Here is a 15,529-nt window from a genome sequence, read left to right on the forward strand (position 1 = left end):
TTATTTGCCCAGTTGTTCGGCCAGTTCAGCGGAACGGCTTGCCGCCGCCTGCAGCGCCTGTTCGACGATGGCTTCGAAGCCATTGGCCTGGAACGATTTGATTGCGGCCTCGGTGGTGCCGGCAGGCGAGGTGACGCGGCGACGTAGCTCGGCGGCATCGACGTCGCTGGCCACCGCCATGCGGGCGGCACCCAGGGCGGTGTGCAGGGTGAGTTGCGAGGCGGTTTCCCGTGGCAGGCCGAGCTTCTCGCCGGCGGCGGTCATGGCTTCGATCAGCAGGAAGAAGTACGCAGGACCGCTGCCGGAGACAGCGGTGACGGCGTCCAGTTGCTGCTCCTGCTCCAGCCACAAGGCGGTGCCCACGGCGGACAGCAACTGTTCGGCCTGCTGGCGTTGCTCGGCCGAAACCTCCTGGGTGGCGTACAGGCCGCTGACCCCCTGGCGCAGCAGGGCCGGGGTATTGGGCATGCAGCGCACCACAGGGACGGCGCCCAGCCAGGCCTGCAGGCTGGCGCAGGTGATGCCGGCGGCGATCGACACCACCATCTGACCGGGTTTCAGGTTGGCTTTGAGCGTTTCGCAGACGGCCTTCATGACTTGCGGCTTGACCGCCAGCACGATGACGTCCACGCCGTCGATGGCCTGGGCGTTGTCGGCGAAGGTTTCGATGCCGTGTTCGGCCTGGATGCGCGCGCGGGTCTCGGCACCCGGATCGCTGGCGCGGATCTGCGCGGTGTCCAGGCCCTGGGCGCGCAGGCCGCCGATCAGGCTGGCGGCCATGTTGCCGGCGCCGATAAAGGCAATACGAGTCTTGCTCATGTCAGGTCCTTGAGGCGAAAAGTGGGTTAAGCATGGGTTCAGGGCTGGCCGTAGTCGCGGGCGCCGAACAGGGCGGTGCCGATGCGGACCCAGGTCGCGCCTTGGGCGACTGCGGCTTCCAGGTCGTGGCTCATGCCCATCGACAAGGTATCCAGGCCAAGTTCCAGCTGCTGCTGGAGCTGATGCAGGGTGGCGAAGGCCGCTTCCTGTTCGCTGCGCTCCTCGGTGGGTTCGGGAATCGCCATCAGCCCGCGCAGGCGCAAGCCTGGCAGGGCGCTGACCGCCTTGGCCAGCGCGGGCAGTTCGGCGGGGGCGCAGCCGGACTTGCTGGCTTCGCCACTGACGTTCACCTGCAGGCAGATGTTCAGCGGCGCCATGTTGGCCGGGCGCTGCTCGGAGAGGCGTTGGGCGATCTTCAGGCGGTCCACGGAATGTACCCAGTCGAAGTGCTCGGCAATGGCCTTGGTCTTGTTCGACTGAATGGGGCCGATGAAGTGCCAGATCAAGGGCAGGTCGGAAAGCGCCTGTTGTTTGGTCAGGGCTTCCTGAAGGTAATTCTCGCCTACGTCGCGCAGGCCGGCCGCGTAGGCCTCGCGGATGGCGCTGGCGGGTTTGGTCTTGCTCACGGCCAGCAGCTGGACACTGGCTGGATCGCGTCCGGCGGCCCTGGCCGCACTGTCGATACGGGAGGCAATGGCGCAAATGTTGTCTGCTAGGGTGGACATGGGTCGTCGCCGGCGCTGTTGTGGTCTGCGGCATTCTACCTGCTTGATCGCCCTTGGGGAGTCTCATGGATGTGACCGACCTGCTGGCCCATGCCGTGGCGGCGGGGGCCAGCGACCTGCACCTGGCTGCGGGCGAGGTGCCGCTGATACGCGTGGCGGGCGAGTTGCGGCGCCTGGAGCAGGCGCCGTTGACGGCGCAGGCACTGGACATGGGGGTGTCCGAGTTGCTTGACGATGGGCAGCGGCGTCAGTGGCATACGGGTGACGAGTTGGACCTGGCGTTGACACTGGCCGGCATCGGTCGCCTGCGTCTGAACCTGTTCCGGCAACGCAACGGCCCGGCGATCAGCGTGCGCCTGATTCCGGCGCAGGTGCCGGATCTCGCTGCGCTCGACCTGGAAGAAGTGTTTCGGCTTATTGCACAGAACCGGGACGGCCTGGTGCTGGTGGGTGGGGCAACCGGCAGCGGCAAGTCGAGCACCCTGGCGGCGCTGGTTGATCAGCTCAATCGGCGGTACGCATGGCATATCGTCACCCTCGAGGACCCCATCGAGTTCCTTCACGACGGCCAGCGCGGGCTGGTCAATCAGCGTGAGGTCGGCCTGCACTGTCGTGACTTTGCCCAGGGCCTGCGCAGTGCACTGCGCCAGGACCCGGACGTGATCATGATCGGCGAGCTGCGTGACCTGGAGAGTATCCGGCTGGCGCTGCGGGCGGCGGAAACCGGGCATCTGGTGCTGGCCACCGTGCATGCGCGCTCGGCGGTAAGCGGCATTGATCGACTGCTGGAGGTGTTCGCCCCGGAAGAGAAGATGCTGGTGCGTGCAATGCTCGCCGAGTCGCTGCGCCTTGTGGTTGCGCAGGTGCTGGTCAAGCGGCTGGGCGGGGGGCGTATCGCTGCGCGGGAGGTGTTGGTGGCGACCCCTGCGGTGCGCAACCTGATCCGCGAGGGGCGGATGGCACAGGTCCATTCATTGATGCAGACCGGCGCTGCAATGGGGATGCGGACGATGGAAGGGGCACTGCAGGCGCTGAAGACGCAAGGCTTGCTGGCTGAACACCCGTAGGAGCCGGCTTTGCCGGCGAGCATCGGCGCGCCGGTGCCAGGCATCGCGACGCGTGCTTCGCCAGCAAGGCTGGCTCCTGCTGGGGGCTCAGCGCTTGGCCAGTCTCAGCGCTTGCTGATCTTTGGGCAGTACGCGCTTGGCCACCACGTAATGCTTTTGCCAGTAAGGCTTGTCGAGGCTGTCGATGCTCACCCGCTTGCCGGTACGCGGCGCATGGATGAAGCGGTCGTTGCCCAGGTAGATGGCGACGTGGTTGACCCGACGGCTCTTGATGTTGAAGAAGATCAGGTCGCCTGGCTTGAGCTCGCCACGCGACACCTTGACACCCTGGCCCTGGGCCATGGCGTTGGAGGTGCGTGGCAGGTCGACATTGGCCACGTCATTGAAGGCGTACTTGACCAGGCCGCTGCAGTCGAAGCCCTTTTTCGGCGTGCTGCCTCCCCAACGATAAGGTGTGCCGAGCATGTTCACGGCACGGCTGAGCACTTCGCTGCTCTGCTTCGGTGACATGGCCACCGCTTGCTGCGCCTGATGCCGGGCAGCATTGCCGGGACGGACCTGGAGGGTGGTGGTGCTACGGTACTTGATCGGGGTGCGTTTCACCGAGGTGTCGGCATTGGCCGTGTAACCGGTGAATCCGCTGGGAAGACGTTGCTCACGGTTGGTGGCGTGGGCGGCCAGGGGCAAAAGTAGGCAGAGGGTCAGCCATGTCTTGAAGAAAGGCGGCATAGTTGAAGCTCTTATAGGTGTTGGCGCGCAACTTTATAACAGCTTTTCGTTCTAAATCTGATCCGTTGGTCGCCCCGGCGCGTACCATATGTCGGGTAAAAACGGAAAAGTCACATTTCCCGTTAGAAAATTTTCGGCTAACCCACGAGGGCTTCGAATGAATGGTTATCAACAGGGTGCGTCTGCGCATGACACCCACAGCAAGGTCCTCGGCTACCTGCTCTGGATCTTCGGCTTCACCGGCTCGCACCGTTTCTACTACGGCAAGCCGATTACCGGGACGATCTGGTTCTTCACCTTCGGGCTGCTGGGTATCGGTTGGCTGATCGACCTGTTCCTGATCCCGTCGATGGATCGCGAGGCGGACACGCGCTTCGAGTCCGGCGGCGTCGACTACAACCTGGCCTGGATCCTCCTGACGTTCCTCGGGATCTTCGGCATTCATCGCCTGTACCAGGGCAAGTGGATCACGGCGCTGATCTACCTGTTCACCGGCGGGTTGTTCCTGCTGGGCGTGCTGTACGACTTCTGGACGCTGAACCGGCAGATTTCCGAGGTCAACCTCGCCCGTCGGCGGGTATGAAAAAAGGCCTTGTCGCGGTGTGCGGCAAGGCCTTTTTCATTACTGGCGGCGCTGTTGCAACAGCAGGTTGCTGAAGCCGGCCCCAGCCAGTTGCTTCTGCGCCACGGTCAGCTGCTCGCGGTTGCTGAACGGGCCGACCATGACTCGGTACCAGGTCTCTTCCTTGACCGTGCCCGACTCCACCTTGACCGCCTGGCCAAGCAGGATGATCTGCGCGCGGACCTTGTCGGCGTCGGCCTGCTTGCGGAACGAACCGGCCTGCAGGAAGAACTGGGTGGTGGCTGCGGGCTTGATCACCGGTGGCGCAGGCGGTGGGGTCTGTCCCATCAAGGCCGCCTGGGCACGGGCGGTGTCGATTTTCGCGGCCTCTGCCGGGGTGACGGGAGTGGACGGCACCGGTGGTTGGGCCGGCACGGGCGGCGTCTTCTCCGGCACGGCCTCGGGCGGCACGATCACCTCCGACTCCGGCAGCAGGGTGTAGAAGTCGTACTTCGGCTTCACCGGTTGTTGCACGGTCGGCGTGGTGGTCTTGCTCGCCTCGGCGACCTTTTCCGGTTTCTGTTGCTCAGGCTTGGTGCGCTTGATGTCGCCACCGCCTGGCTCCAGCTTCATCAGGAAGACGATGAAGGCGCCGATGGTCAGGCCGACCGCCAGCCACACCCAGCCTGGCATCGGCTGTTTGGCGGGCGGCTGGTGGCGGCTGGCGCCGCGCTTGGGTGCGGGCTTTTTCTTGGCGGCCAAGTTACATGCGCTCCAGGGTTTCCAGGCCGAGCAGCTCCAGGCCTTGCTTGAGGGTGCGGCCGGTCAGGGCGGCCAGGCGCAGCCGGCTTTGCTGCTGCTCGGCGGTCTCGGCGGCCAGGATCGGGCAGTTCTCGTAGAAGCTGGAGAACAGGCCGGCCAGGTCGTAGAGGTAGCTGCACAGCACGTGCGGGGTGCCTTTCTCGGCGACGTTGTTCAGGATTTCGCCGAACTGGGCGAGGCGCGCGGCCAGGTCCTGCTCGTGCGGGGCCTGCAGGACGATGCTGCCATCGACTTCGTCGAAACCCTTGCCCAGCTTGCGGAATACGCCGGCCACGCGGGTGTAGGCGTACAGCAGGTAGGGCGCGGTATTGCCCTCGAAGTTGAGCATCAGCTCGAAGTTGAAGCTGTAGTCGCTGGTGCGGTGCTTGGACAGGTCGGCGTACTTGACCGCGCCGATGCCGACCACTTCACCGATGTGACGCAACTCGTCCTCGGCCAGGCTTGGGTTCTTCTCCTTGACCAGCGCGTAGGCGCGGTCCTTGGCCTCGGTGAGCAGGTCGATCAGCTTGACGGTGCCGCCATCGCGGGTCTTGAACGGACGGCCGTCGGCGCCGTTCATGGTGCCGAAGCCCATGTGCTCCATCTTCATCGGATGGCCGACGAAGCCTGCGCGGCGGGCAACCTCGAACACCTGGTTGAAGTGCAGGGCCTGGCGCTGGTCGACGAAGTACAGGGCGCGATCGGCGTGCAGGGTGTTGCTGCGGTAGCGCACGGCGGCCAGGTCGGTGGTGGCGTACAGGTAGCCGCCGTCGGCCTTCTGCACGATCACCGGCAGCGGCTCGCCTTCGGCGTTCTTGAACTCCTCGAGGAACACGCACTGGGCGCCCTGGTCCTCGACCAGCAGGCCCTTGGCCTTGAGGTCGGCGACCACGTTGGCGAGGTCGGCGTTGTAGGCGCTCTCGCCCATCACGTCGGCCATGGTCAGCTTGACGTTGAGCAGTTCGTAGGTCTTCTGGCAGTGCGACAGCGAAATGTCCTTGAAGCGGGTCCACAGGGCCAGGCACTCGGGGTCGCCGGCTTGCAGCTTGACCACCAGGCCGCGGGCGCGGGTGGCGAACTCCTCGGATTCGTCGAAGCGTTTTTTCGCCGCGCGGTAGAAATTCTCCAGGTCCGACAGCTCGTCGCTGGTGATCGGGTTTTCCTGCAGGTAGGCCATCAGCATGCCGAACTGGGTGCCCCAGTCGCCGACGTGGTTCTGGCGGATGACATCATCGCCGAGGAACTCCAGCACCCGGGCGACGCTGTCGCCGATGATGGTCGAGCGCAGGTGGCCGACGTGCATCTCCTTGGCCAGGTTCGGTGCCGACATGTCGATCACCACCTTCTCGGCCGGACCGGCCTTGTGCACGCCCAGGCGGGCGTCGGCCAGGGCGGCGTCGAGGCGGTTGGCCAGGGCGTCGGTATTCTGGAAGAAGTTCAGGAAACCGGGGCCGGCGATTTCGGCCTTGGTGATGTCCGGGCTGGCGGGCAGGGCGGCGATCAGCTTCTCGGCCAGGTCGCGCGGCTTCATGCCGGCCGGCTTGGCCAGCATCATGGCGATGTTGCTGGCGAAGTCACCGTGGGTCTTGTCGCGGGCGTTTTCCACCTGGATCGCCGGCGTCAGCCCTTCAGGCAGCACACCGTCGGCGACGAGTTGGGTGAGGGCTTGCTGGATCAGCTGGCGAATGGTGTCTTTCATGGGGGTCTCTTTTCGACCGCAAGCGCGGTGGAGCGCTTCGATGCGCAGGTGGAAAAACTGGGTATTATCCGTTGCTGGCGGCGGGTTGCCAACCTTTTGCCCTGGTATCGCTGGTCGGGCGCAGGAGCGGGCTTGCCCCGCGATGGCGCTATCGCGGGGTACGGATCAATAAAGGTCGACCGGGTCGACATCCAGTGACCAGCGCACCTGGCGCCCCGCGGGCATCTGCTCCAACACTAGCAACCAGGCGCTGATCAGTCGATGCAGCGGTGCGCGGGCATTGGCCTGGAGCAATAGTTGCGCACGAAAGCGCCCCGCCCGTCGTTCCATGGGGGCGGGGACCGGGCCGAGCAACTCGATACCGTGCAGCCCTTGTTCGGCCAGCAGCCGCTCGGCGGCGCTGCAGGCTTCGTCGAGGAAGCTCTCGGCCTGGCCCGGCTTGTGCGCATCGGCGCGCAACAGGGCCAGGTGGGCGAACGGCGGCAGGCCGGCGGCGCGGCGTTCGCTCAGGGCCTGCTCGGCGAAGGCGAAGTAGCCTTGCTCGGTGAGCTGTACCAGCAGCGGGTGGTCGGCCAGATGGGTCTGCACGATCACCTTGCCCGGTTCCTCGGCCCGGCCGGCCCGACCGGCGACCTGCACGATCAACTGGGCCATGCGCTCGCTGGCGCGGAAGTCGCCGGAGAACAACCCGCCGTCGGCATCGAGGATGGCTACCAGGGTCACCCGTGGGAAATGGTGACCCTTGGCCAGCATCTGGGTGCCGACCAGGATGCTCGGCTGGCCACGCTGGATGGTGCTGAACAACTGGTGCATGGCGTCCTTGCGCGAGGTGCTGTCGCGGTCGACCCGCAGGATCGGGTAGTCGGGGAACAGCACCTTCAGGCGCTCTTCGGCGCGTTCGGTGCCAGCGCCCACCGGGCGCAGGTCGACATGGGCGCACTGCGGGCATTGCAATGGCAGGCGTTCGTCATAACCGCAATGGTGGCAGCGCAGCACGCCCGAGCGCTGGTGCACGGTCATGCGTGCATCGCAGCGCGGGCATTCCGACAGCCAGCCGCAGTCGTGGCACAGCAGGGTCGGCGCGAAACCTCGGCGGTTGAGGAACACCAGCACCTGCTGGCCGGCCTCCAGGGTCTGGCGGATGGCCTGTTGCAACGGACCGCTGATCCCGCTGTCCAGTGGCAGGCTGCGCACGTCCAGGCGCAGGAAACGTGGCGCCTTGGCCCCGCCGGCGCGCTGGTTCATGCGCAACAGGCCGTAGCGACCGCTGTGGGCGTTGTGCAGGCTCTCCAGCGATGGGGTCGCCGAGCCCAGCAGGATTGGAATGTTCTCCTGGTGCGCGCGCACCACCGCCAGGTCGCGGGCATGGTAGCGCAGGCCTTCCTGCTGTTTATAAGAGCCGTCGTGTTCCTCGTCGATGATGATCAGGCCGGGGTGTTTCATCGGCGTGAACAATGCCGAGCGGGTACCGATGATGATGTCCGCCTCACCGTCACGGGCGGCCAGCCAGGCATCCAGGCGCTCGCGGTCGCTCACCGCCGAGTGCAGCAGGGCGATGCGGGCGTTGAAGCGCTGTTCGAAACGCTGCAAGGTCTGCGGGCCGAGGTTGATCTCGGGAATGAGGATCAGTGCCTGCTTGCCGGCCTCGAGCGTCTCGCGGATCAGTTGCAGGTAGACCTCGGTCTTGCCGCTGCCGGTGACGCCTGCGAGCAGGTAGGCGTGGAAGGCGCCAAAGCCGGCACGCACGGCCTCGAAGGCGGCGCGCTGCTCTTCGTTGAGGGGCAGCTCCGGCTGGGCCAGCCAGTGTTCGTGGCGAGCCGCTGGCAAATGGCGGCGGACCTCGACCTCGACCAGCTCCTTGGCCAGCAGCAGGTCGAGGCTGTCCTTGTTCAGGCCGAGCTTGCCCAGCAGGCTGTGCGCCACGCCGTGGTGGTGCTGGGAGAGGGTCTTGAGTGCATCGCGCTGGCGCGGCGCGCGGGCGATGCGCGGGTCTTCCAGGCGTGCGCCAGGGGCCACGTGCCAGAAGCGCTCCTGGCGCGCCTCGGCTGGCTCGCCCTGACGCAGCAGGGTGGGCAGTGCCCAGTTGAGGGTGTCGCCCAGGCTGTGCTGGTAGTACTGGGAGGTCCACAGGCACAGTCGGAACAGCGCTGGGGGCAGCGGCGAGACGGGGTCGAGCAGGGCGCTGGCGGGCTTGAGCTTGTCGGCGGGCACTTCGCTCTTGTCGGCCACCTCCACCAGGACGCCGATCATCTCGCGGCGGCCGAACGGCACGCGCAGGCGCATGCCGGGCGTCAGCGTCTGGCGCGCCATGCTTGCTGGGGCCCGATAGTCGAACAGGCGACGCAGGGGCGAGGGCAGGGCAAGGCGCAGGATGACGTCGGACACGCGGAAAGTCTCTGGAGGGCGTTTCACAAATCAGGCGAGCCTAGCAGACGACGGTCGGTGCAAGCGACAACTTGCACTGGCCCCGTGCTCTGGTATTATTCGCCGCCTAATTACGTGCGGTATTCAACAATAGGTGTTGGGTGGCGGCACGCAGCTCGAGGAAGTGACCATGAAAGCAGATATTCATCCGAACTACGAAGTAGTTGCAGTCACCTGCAGCTGCGGCAACAAATTCGAAACCCGTTCGACCCTGGGCAACACCCTGGCGATCGACGTTTGCAACCTGTGCCACCCGTTCTACACCGGTAAGCAGAAAGTTCTGGACACCGGTGGTCGCGTACAGAAGTTCGCCGATCGCTTCGGTATGTTCGGTACCAAGAAGTAATCATGCGCATGGCGAAGCCTTCGGGATTCGCGCTGTTGCAGAAGAAGGCGCCCCTTGTGGGCGCCTTTTTTGTGGGCGCGATCTGGCACCTCCCGGCCCAGGCCTTCTGTCCGCTGCCGGAACGGCCGCAGCAGGTGCTGGTGCGCAATGTGGTCGATGGCGACACGCTGCGCCTGCGCGATGGCCGCAGCGTACGCCTGATCGGCATCAATGCGCCTGAGATCGGGCGCAAGGGGCGCGGCAGCGAACCGTTCGCCGAGGCGGCCAAGCGGCGCCTGCAGGCACTGGTCGCAGCCAGTGACGGGCGTATTGGGCTGGTGCTCGGGGCCGAGCCAAAGGACAAATACGGGCGAACGTTGGCGCATCTGTATAGCCGTTCTGGCGACAATCTCGAAGCACAACTGCTCAGTGAAGGGCTTGGCTATCGGGTCGCGATTGCCCCCAATGTCCGGCTTGCAGGTTGCCAGCAGCAGGCCGAGCAGGCCGCTCGCAAGGCCCGCGCGGGGCTCTGGCGACAGTCTCCAGTGTTGCGCGCGCGGGATGTTCGGCAGTCCGGCTTCGCGCTGATCCGCGGTCGGATCAATGGCATCGAACGCAACCGCGGCGGGGTCTGGCTGGAGCTCGACGATAACCTGGTATTGCAGGTCCCCGCTCGTCTGCAGCGCAACTTCCCCACCCGCTTCTTCGCTAACCTCAAGGGACGCCAGGTCGAAGTGCGCGGCTGGGTGCTGGATCGTTCCCGCAAGGGAGGGCTCAAGCCTGGGCAGCGACGCTGGGTGTTGCCATTGACCGATCCGAGTATGTTGGCGCCTGTTTCTGGCTAAATAGTTGTAGACAGTTTGCTATTGGATTGTACACACTGGCTTCCGTAAGCCCCGTGGGTTATAGCGTAAAGTCGTAGGCCAAAGGCCTTGACACATAGTGACCGGGCAGTCTTGTCGCCCCCCGGCACTTTGCGTATCCTCGGCGGTCCGTCAGAACAGTAAACAGCGGAATGCCCATCATGTCAGACCTGAAAACCGCCGCTCTCGAATACCACGCTCAGCCTCGTCCGGGGAAACTGAGCGTCGAGCTCTCCAAGCCAACCGCCACCGCCCGCGACCTCGCCCTGGCCTACAGCCCAGGCGTCGCCGAACCCGTGCGCGAGATCGGCCGTGACCCAGAGCTGGCCTACAAATACACCGGCAAGGGCAACCTGGTCGCGGTGATTTCCGACGGTACCGCGATCCTCGGTCTGGGTGACCTTGGCCCGCTGGCCTCGAAGCCGGTCATGGAAGGCAAGGGCGTTCTGTTCAAGCGTTTCGCCGGTATCGACGTGTTCGATATCGAAGTCGAATCGGAAAGCCCGCAGGCTTTCATCGACACCGTTCGCCGCATCTCCATCACCTTCGGTGGCATCAACCTCGAAGACATCAAGGCACCCGAGTGCTTCGAGATCGAGCGCACCCTGATCGAACAGTGCGACATCCCGGTCTTCCACGATGACCAGCATGGCACCGCCATCGTCACCGCGGCCGGCATGATCAACGCCCTGGAAATCGCCGGCAAGAAGCTCGAGGAGGCGAAGATCGTCTGCCTGGGCGCCGGCGCTGCGGCCATCTCCTGCATGAAGCTGCTGGTGAGCATGGGTGCCAAGGTCGAGAACATCTTCATGATCGATCGTAGCGGCGTGATCCACGCTGGCCGCGACGACCTGAACCAGTACAAGGCCCAGTTCGCCCACGCCACCGACAAGCGCACCCTGGCCGATGCCCTTGAGGGTGCCGACGTGTTCGTTGGCCTGTCCGGCCCGAACCTGCTGAGCCCGGAAGGCCTGAAGTCGATGGCTGCCAACCCGATCGTGTTCGCCTGCTCGAACCCGGACCCGGAAATCGCCCCGGAACTGGCCCACGCCACCCGCAGCGACGTGATCATGGCCACCGGTCGTTCCGACTACCCGAACCAGGTCAACAACGTACTGGGCTTCCCGTTCATCTTCCGCGGTGCCCTGGACGTTCGCGCCAAGCGCATCAACGAAGAAATGAAGATCGCCGCCGCCATCGCCCTGAAGGACCTGGCCAAGCAGCCGGTGCCCAAGGAAGTCTGCGATGCCTATGGTGTGCAGGGCCTGGAGTTCGGCCGTGAGTACATCATTCCGAAGCCGCTGGACGCGCGCCTGATCACCGTGGTGTCCGATGCCGTGGCCAAGGCCGCCATCGAGTCCGGTGTGGCGACCCTGCCGTATCCGAAGCACTACCCGCTGAAAAGCGTGGATGACGTGTTCAACGGCTGATCCCGTCGAGGCGACATGAAAAAGCCCCGGCTCGCGAGAGCCGGGGCTTTTTGTTGGCTTGTGAAATCATCGCGGGGCAAGCCCGTTCCCACAGCGTGTCATCTCGTGGGAGCGGGCTTGTCTTGCGATGGGATCAGAACAGATCCATCGGCGCCGCTTCGTCGGCCGGCAGCGGGCTGCCCGGTACGACGCCATTGCCCAGTTCGTCCACCGACGGTGGCGTGTCCTCGGCCTTGAACAGCTCGAAGTAGGCGTTAGGCGTGCTCGGCGTGGCGGCGCGTCCGCTGACCGGGTCGACGCGCAGGCTGAGAATGCCCTCGGGTTCGGCAGGGGCGTGCTCGGGCTTGCCCTTGAGCGCCTGGCCCATGAAGTTCATCCAGATCGGCAGCGCCACGGTGCCGCCGTATTCGCGTCGGCCCAGGGTTTCCGGCTGGTCGAAGCCGACCCAGACGCTGGTCACATAGTCGGCGTTGTAGCCGGTGAACCAGGCGTCCTTGGACTCGTTGGTGGTGCCGGTCTTGCCTGCCAGATCGGTACGACCCAGGGCCAGGGCGCGGCGGCCGGTGCCTCGTTTGATCACATCCTGCAGCATGCTGGTGAGAATATAGGCGGTACGACTGTCGATGATCTGCTCGGCCACGGCCGGCACCACAGGGGCTGGCGTTACCTGGCCGTAGGCCGAAGGCGCCTCGCCTGGCATCGGTGCGACGCTGATCGGCTGCTCGGGCGCGGCCAGGCCAGCCTGGTCCAGGTTGCCCTGGGGCACGCGTGCCGGGTTGGCGGTGTAGAGGGTTTCGCCGTTACGGCTCTCGATGCGTTCGATCAGGTAGGGGTTGATCTTGTAGCCACCGTTGGCGAAGGTGCTCCAGCCGGTGGCGATCTCCATCGGCGTCAGTGTCGCGGTGCCCAGGGCCAGCGAAAGGTTGCGTGGCAGGTCCTGCTTGTTGAAGCCGAACTTGGCGATGTAGTCGATGGTGCGATCGACACCCATGGCCTGCAGCAGGCGGATCGACACCAGGTTACGCGACTTGTACAGCGCCTCGCGCATGCGGATCGGGCCGAGGAAGGTGTTGGTGTCGTTCTTTGGCCGCCAGACTTTGTCGAGGTATTCGTCGACGAACACGATCGGTGCGTCATTGACCAGGCTGGCGGCGGTATAGCCGTTGTCCAGCGCGGCGCTGTAGACGAAGGGCTTGAAGCTCGAGCCCGGCTGGCGCTTGGCCTGCATGGCACGGTTGTAGTTGCTCTGCTCGAAGGAGAAACCGCCGACCAGACCACGGATCGCGCCGCTGTAAGGGTCAAGCGTGACCAGCGCGCTCTGGGCCCCCGGTACCTGGCTGAACTTGAGCTTGCCGTTCTCCAGGCGCTGCAGGCGTACCAGGTCGCCGATCTGGGCGACGTCGGCAGGCGACTGCGGCGCGCGGCCCTGGGAGTTGCTGTTGAGGTATGGGCGTGCCCATTTCATGGTGTCCCAGGACACTTCCTCCTCCAGGCCTGCGCGGGTCATCACCTTCAGGCCGCTCTTCTCGACCTGGGTGACAATCGCCGGCTCCAGGCCGCCAAGGGTGCGCTGCTTGGCCAGTTCTTGCAGCCAGGCGGCGCGCGTCTTGCCCGGGAAGCGCGATTCAGGGCCGCGATAGCCGTGGCGCTCGTCGTACTCGGAGAGGCCGTTGAGCACCGCATTGTTGGCCATCTGCTGCATGTCGCTTGGCACGGTGGTGGTGACACGGAAGCCTTCGGTGTAGGCATCGCTGCCGTAGCGGCCGACCATCTCGGCGCGGGCCATTTCGGCGACGTAGGGCGCGTTCACCTCAGGTGTCGGCACGTGATAGCTGGCATTCAGCGGTTCGGCCAGCGCAGCCTCGTAGCTGGACTGGTCGATCTTGCCGAGCTTGTACATGCGCCCGAGGATCCAGTCGCGGCGCTCTTTGGCGCGTACCGGGTTGGCCAGCGGGTTGAAGCGCGACGGTGCCTTGGGCAGGCCGGCGATCATGGCCATCTGCGCCAGGCTGACGTCGCGGATCGACTTGCCGTAGTAAACCTGCGCCGCAGCGTCGATACCGTAGGCACGGTTGCCCAGGTAGATCTTGTTGACGTAGAGCTCGAGAATCTCGTCCTTGGTCAGTTCGCGCTCGATCTGCAGGGCCAGGAGGATCTCGTTGGTCTTGCGCGAGAAGCTGCGTTCGCTGGACAGGAAGAAGTTCTTCGCCACCTGCATGGTGATGGTGCTGCCGCCCGTCTGGATATGCCCGGACTTGAGCAGTTGCGTGGCCGCGCGCATCAGGCTGCTGGGATCCACCCCATAGTGGTTGAGGAAATTGTCGTCCTCGGCAGACAGAAGCGCCTGGATGAACTGTGGGGGAATTTCCTGGAACTTGATCGGAGACCGGCGCATCTCGCCAAACTCGGCGATCAGCTTGCCGTCGCTGCTGTACACCCTCAGGGGGATTTGCAACTGGACGCTTCTGAGCGAATCGACCGAGGGCAGGCTGGGACTAAGATACAGAAACGCACCGCTCACACCGAGTACGAGCGCGCAGATGACTGCGACGAAAGACCACCAGAGAAACTTCAGCAGGCGTATCAAGGCTTTGGGGTGTCCTGGTTGAGGAGTGGAGGGCGCGAGGGGCCGGCGGACAGGAAAAAAACGCTGGGCATTATAAGCATTTTTCGCCCTGCCGGGTGACCGGCCAGGGCGCCAGGACGACCGTTCGCGCCGCAATGGCGCGGGGGCCTGGCGAACATGAAGGAACAGCCATGCTTGGACGCTTTGGCAGGGACGCAGGTTCACTGTTGGGGGTGGAAATCACCTCCGATTCCATACGGATGCTGCAATTGCGCCGTCAGCGCGGGGGCTGGCGGGCTGCTGGGTGGGGGTGGGCGAGGCTGCAGGGCCCGCCTGCCGAAAACGATGCGCGATTGGCGCAAGCGCTGCGCCAGGTGCACGGCCGATGTGCCACGCGGCAGCGCCAGGTTGCCCTGGCACTTCCAGCCTCGCAGGTGCTCTGCAAGGTCTGCCGGATGCCCGATGGGTTGTGTGAAAGGACGCTCGAGACGATGTTGCTCGCCCAGGCCGACCAGTTGTTTCCCTTTGCACTGGATGATCTTGCCCTGGATTTTCAGGTGGCCGGTGCCTCGGCGTCCGAGCCTGGGGCTGTGGATATGCTGGTTGCCGCCTGCCGGCAAAGTCTGCTCGAGCCCTTCGAGCAGTTGCTCGCCACGGCAGGTTTGCAGTTGGTGGCGGTGGAGATCGATAGTCTTGCCCTGCGTCGAGCCCTGGCGCCGGAGGCATCAGCCCGGACGGCCGTGCTCAAGTTGGAGGCCAAGGAGGTGGTGATGCATACCTGGCAGGACGGCCCGCTGCCTCGATGCCAGCCTGTGCCGCACGTGCCCGGGGAGCATTGGCTGAACGCTGTCGAGCGGTTCTGGGTGAACGGCAGGTTGTCGGCCTCGCTCGATGAGGTGGTTGTGGCTGGCGCGGGGGCTGATGCCGAACTGGTCTGCCGGTTGGCTGCGCGCGTGGGGGTGAATGCTCGGTTGGGGTGTCCCGAGGCGCTGGCGGATTGCCCGGGAGGTCCTGAGGTTCCTGGCCATTTCGGTGCGTCGATGGCATTGGCTTGCGGTCTGGCGCTGGCAGGTGTGCTGCTGCTCGACCAACTGGCCAGGTCGCGCCTGGCCAGGCAGTTGACCGATATCGCTCAGCAGCAGCGGATGCTGGCAGAGGCCGAGCTCACATCGGCGAAACTGGAGGGCTTGCGCGAAGCGCGGCGTGTGCTGGACAACCAGCGTCAGGCGCTGCAGGCGTTGCGTGCCGGTCAGGCCGCCTTGCCAGCTCTGTTTTCAGGCTTGCAGCAGGCAATGCCCGAAGGCGTGCAACTGATTGGCTTGAGCCTGGAGCAGGACCGGCGATTGACGCTGACTGGCCTGGCGGCTTCAGCCTCGGTCGTGGCGCAGTTGATGCGTGCCTTGCAGCAGGCTGGTGTGGTGATGGACCTCGAGTTGGTCCACCTGCGGCGTCAGTCGGGCATGGATGAATTCCAGCTGGCAGGCCGACTCCCGGCGGGCTGGTCGTGATCGGCGTGGGC

The 15,529-nt window shown here is 65.1% G+C and carries 12 protein-coding genes and 1 pseudogene; 6 read left to right on the top strand and 7 right to left on the bottom strand.

The annotated features are described in order from the left end of the window. Both proC and F3J43_RS10985 read right to left on the bottom strand, forming a co-directional pair. Complete coding sequence (gene proC, locus F3J43_RS10980) at positions 1 to 819, bottom strand: pyrroline-5-carboxylate reductase (protein WP_166885707.1); 819 nt, start codon at positions 817 to 819, stop codon at positions 1 to 3. Between the two features lie 38 nt (positions 820 to 857). After that, positions 858 to 1,544: a YggS family pyridoxal phosphate-dependent enzyme gene (locus F3J43_RS10985; RefSeq protein ID WP_166885710.1), complete on the bottom strand. Its 687-nt coding sequence runs from the start codon at positions 1,542 to 1,544 to the stop codon at positions 858 to 860. Positions 1,545 to 1,609: 65 nt separating this feature from the next. Here F3J43_RS10985 and F3J43_RS10990 point away from each other — a divergent pair, with 65 nt between their 5' ends. Next, entirely contained in the window at positions 1,610 to 2,611 is a 1,002-nt protein-coding gene (locus tag F3J43_RS10990) for a type IV pilus twitching motility protein PilT (RefSeq protein WP_166885712.1), read from the top strand. Positions 2,612 to 2,698: 87 nt separating this feature from the next. Here F3J43_RS10990 and F3J43_RS10995 read toward each other — a convergent pair whose 3' ends face one another. Next, complete coding sequence (locus F3J43_RS10995) at positions 2,699 to 3,340, bottom strand: C40 family peptidase (protein ID WP_166885714.1); 642 nt, start codon at positions 3,338 to 3,340, stop codon at positions 2,699 to 2,701. Positions 3,341 to 3,497: 157 nt separating this feature from the next. Here F3J43_RS10995 and F3J43_RS11000 point away from each other — a divergent pair, with 157 nt between their 5' ends. After that, on the top strand, positions 3,498 to 3,923 hold the full coding sequence (locus F3J43_RS11000; protein ID WP_166885717.1) for an NINE protein: 426 nt from the start codon (positions 3,498 to 3,500) through the stop codon (positions 3,921 to 3,923). A gap of 39 nt (positions 3,924 to 3,962) precedes the next feature. On the opposite strand, the gene F3J43_RS11005 is transcribed toward F3J43_RS11000, so the two are convergent. The 3 genes from F3J43_RS11005 to F3J43_RS11015 form a co-directional block, all read right to left on the bottom strand. Continuing rightward, positions 3,963 to 4,664 carry an SPOR domain-containing protein gene (locus F3J43_RS11005; RefSeq protein WP_166885719.1) on the bottom strand — a complete coding sequence of 234 codons (702 nt, stop codon included), beginning with the start codon at positions 4,662 to 4,664 and terminating at the stop codon, positions 3,963 to 3,965. Position 4,665: 1 nt separating this feature from the next. Then, the gene (gene argS / locus F3J43_RS11010) at positions 4,666 to 6,402 is read right to left on the bottom strand and encodes an arginine--tRNA ligase (RefSeq protein ID WP_166885721.1); all 1,737 of its coding nucleotides are present in this window, start codon (positions 6,400 to 6,402) and stop codon (positions 4,666 to 4,668) included. A 165-nt stretch (positions 6,403 to 6,567) separates the two neighbouring features. Continuing rightward, positions 6,568 to 8,787 (bottom strand): primosomal protein N', encoded by a 2,220-nt coding sequence (locus tag F3J43_RS11015; RefSeq protein WP_166885723.1) that lies wholly within the window; start codon positions 8,785 to 8,787, stop codon positions 6,568 to 6,570. 169 nt (positions 8,788 to 8,956) lie between these two features. Here F3J43_RS11015 and rpmE point away from each other — a divergent pair, with 169 nt between their 5' ends. The 3 genes and pseudogenes from rpmE to F3J43_RS11030 form a co-directional block, all read left to right on the top strand. Further along, complete coding sequence (gene rpmE / locus F3J43_RS11020) at positions 8,957 to 9,172, top strand: 50S ribosomal protein L31 (RefSeq protein WP_008092997.1); 216 nt, start codon at positions 8,957 to 8,959, stop codon at positions 9,170 to 9,172. 2 nt (positions 9,173 to 9,174) lie between these two features. Continuing rightward, entirely contained in the window at positions 9,175 to 9,996 is an 822-nt protein-coding gene (locus F3J43_RS11025; RefSeq protein WP_166885725.1) for a thermonuclease family protein, read from the top strand. 176 nt (positions 9,997 to 10,172) lie between these two features. Next, positions 10,173 to 11,393: pseudogene (locus F3J43_RS11030) on the top strand (malic enzyme-like NAD(P)-binding protein); the annotation flags it as partial. Between the two features lie 184 nt (positions 11,394 to 11,577). Here the strand turns inward: F3J43_RS11030 and F3J43_RS11035 are convergent. Then, positions 11,578 to 13,899 (bottom strand): penicillin-binding protein 1A, encoded by a 2,322-nt coding sequence (locus tag F3J43_RS11035; protein ID WP_205297785.1) that lies wholly within the window; start codon positions 13,897 to 13,899, stop codon positions 11,578 to 11,580. Positions 13,900 to 14,201: 302 nt separating this feature from the next. Here F3J43_RS11035 and pilM point away from each other — a divergent pair, with 302 nt between their 5' ends. Continuing rightward, a complete protein-coding gene (gene pilM, locus F3J43_RS11040; protein WP_166885731.1) occupies positions 14,202 to 15,518 on the top strand; it encodes a pilus assembly protein PilM in 1,317 nt (438 codons plus the stop codon). Positions 15,519 to 15,529 lie beyond the last annotated feature (11 nt).

It is taken from the genome of Pantoea sp. Cy-639, assembly GCF_011752525.1.
Classification (GTDB): Bacteria; Pseudomonadota; Gammaproteobacteria; order Pseudomonadales; family Pseudomonadaceae; genus Aquipseudomonas.

Coding starts and splice junctions, on each gene's coding strand:
- proC (WP_166885707.1), bottom strand. CDS start 819: ATGAGCAAGACTCGTATTGCCTTTATCGGCGCCGGCAACATGGCCGCC.
- F3J43_RS10985 (WP_166885710.1), bottom strand. CDS start 1,544: ATGTCCACCCTAGCAGACAACATTTGCGCCATTGCCTCCCGTATCGAC.
- F3J43_RS10990 (WP_166885712.1), top strand. CDS start 1,610: ATGGATGTGACCGACCTGCTGGCCCATGCCGTGGCGGCGGGGGCCAGC.
- F3J43_RS10995 (WP_166885714.1), bottom strand. CDS start 3,340: ATGCCGCCTTTCTTCAAGACATGGCTGACCCTCTGCCTACTTTTGCCC.
- F3J43_RS11000 (WP_166885717.1), top strand. CDS start 3,498: ATGAATGGTTATCAACAGGGTGCGTCTGCGCATGACACCCACAGCAAG.
- argS (WP_166885721.1), bottom strand. CDS start 6,402: ATGAAAGACACCATTCGCCAGCTGATCCAGCAAGCCCTCACCCAACTC.
- rpmE (WP_008092997.1), top strand. CDS start 8,957: ATGAAAGCAGATATTCATCCGAACTACGAAGTAGTTGCAGTCACCTGC.
- F3J43_RS11025 (WP_166885725.1), top strand. CDS start 9,175: ATGCGCATGGCGAAGCCTTCGGGATTCGCGCTGTTGCAGAAGAAGGCG.
- pilM (WP_166885731.1), top strand. CDS start 14,202: ATGCTTGGACGCTTTGGCAGGGACGCAGGTTCACTGTTGGGGGTGGAA.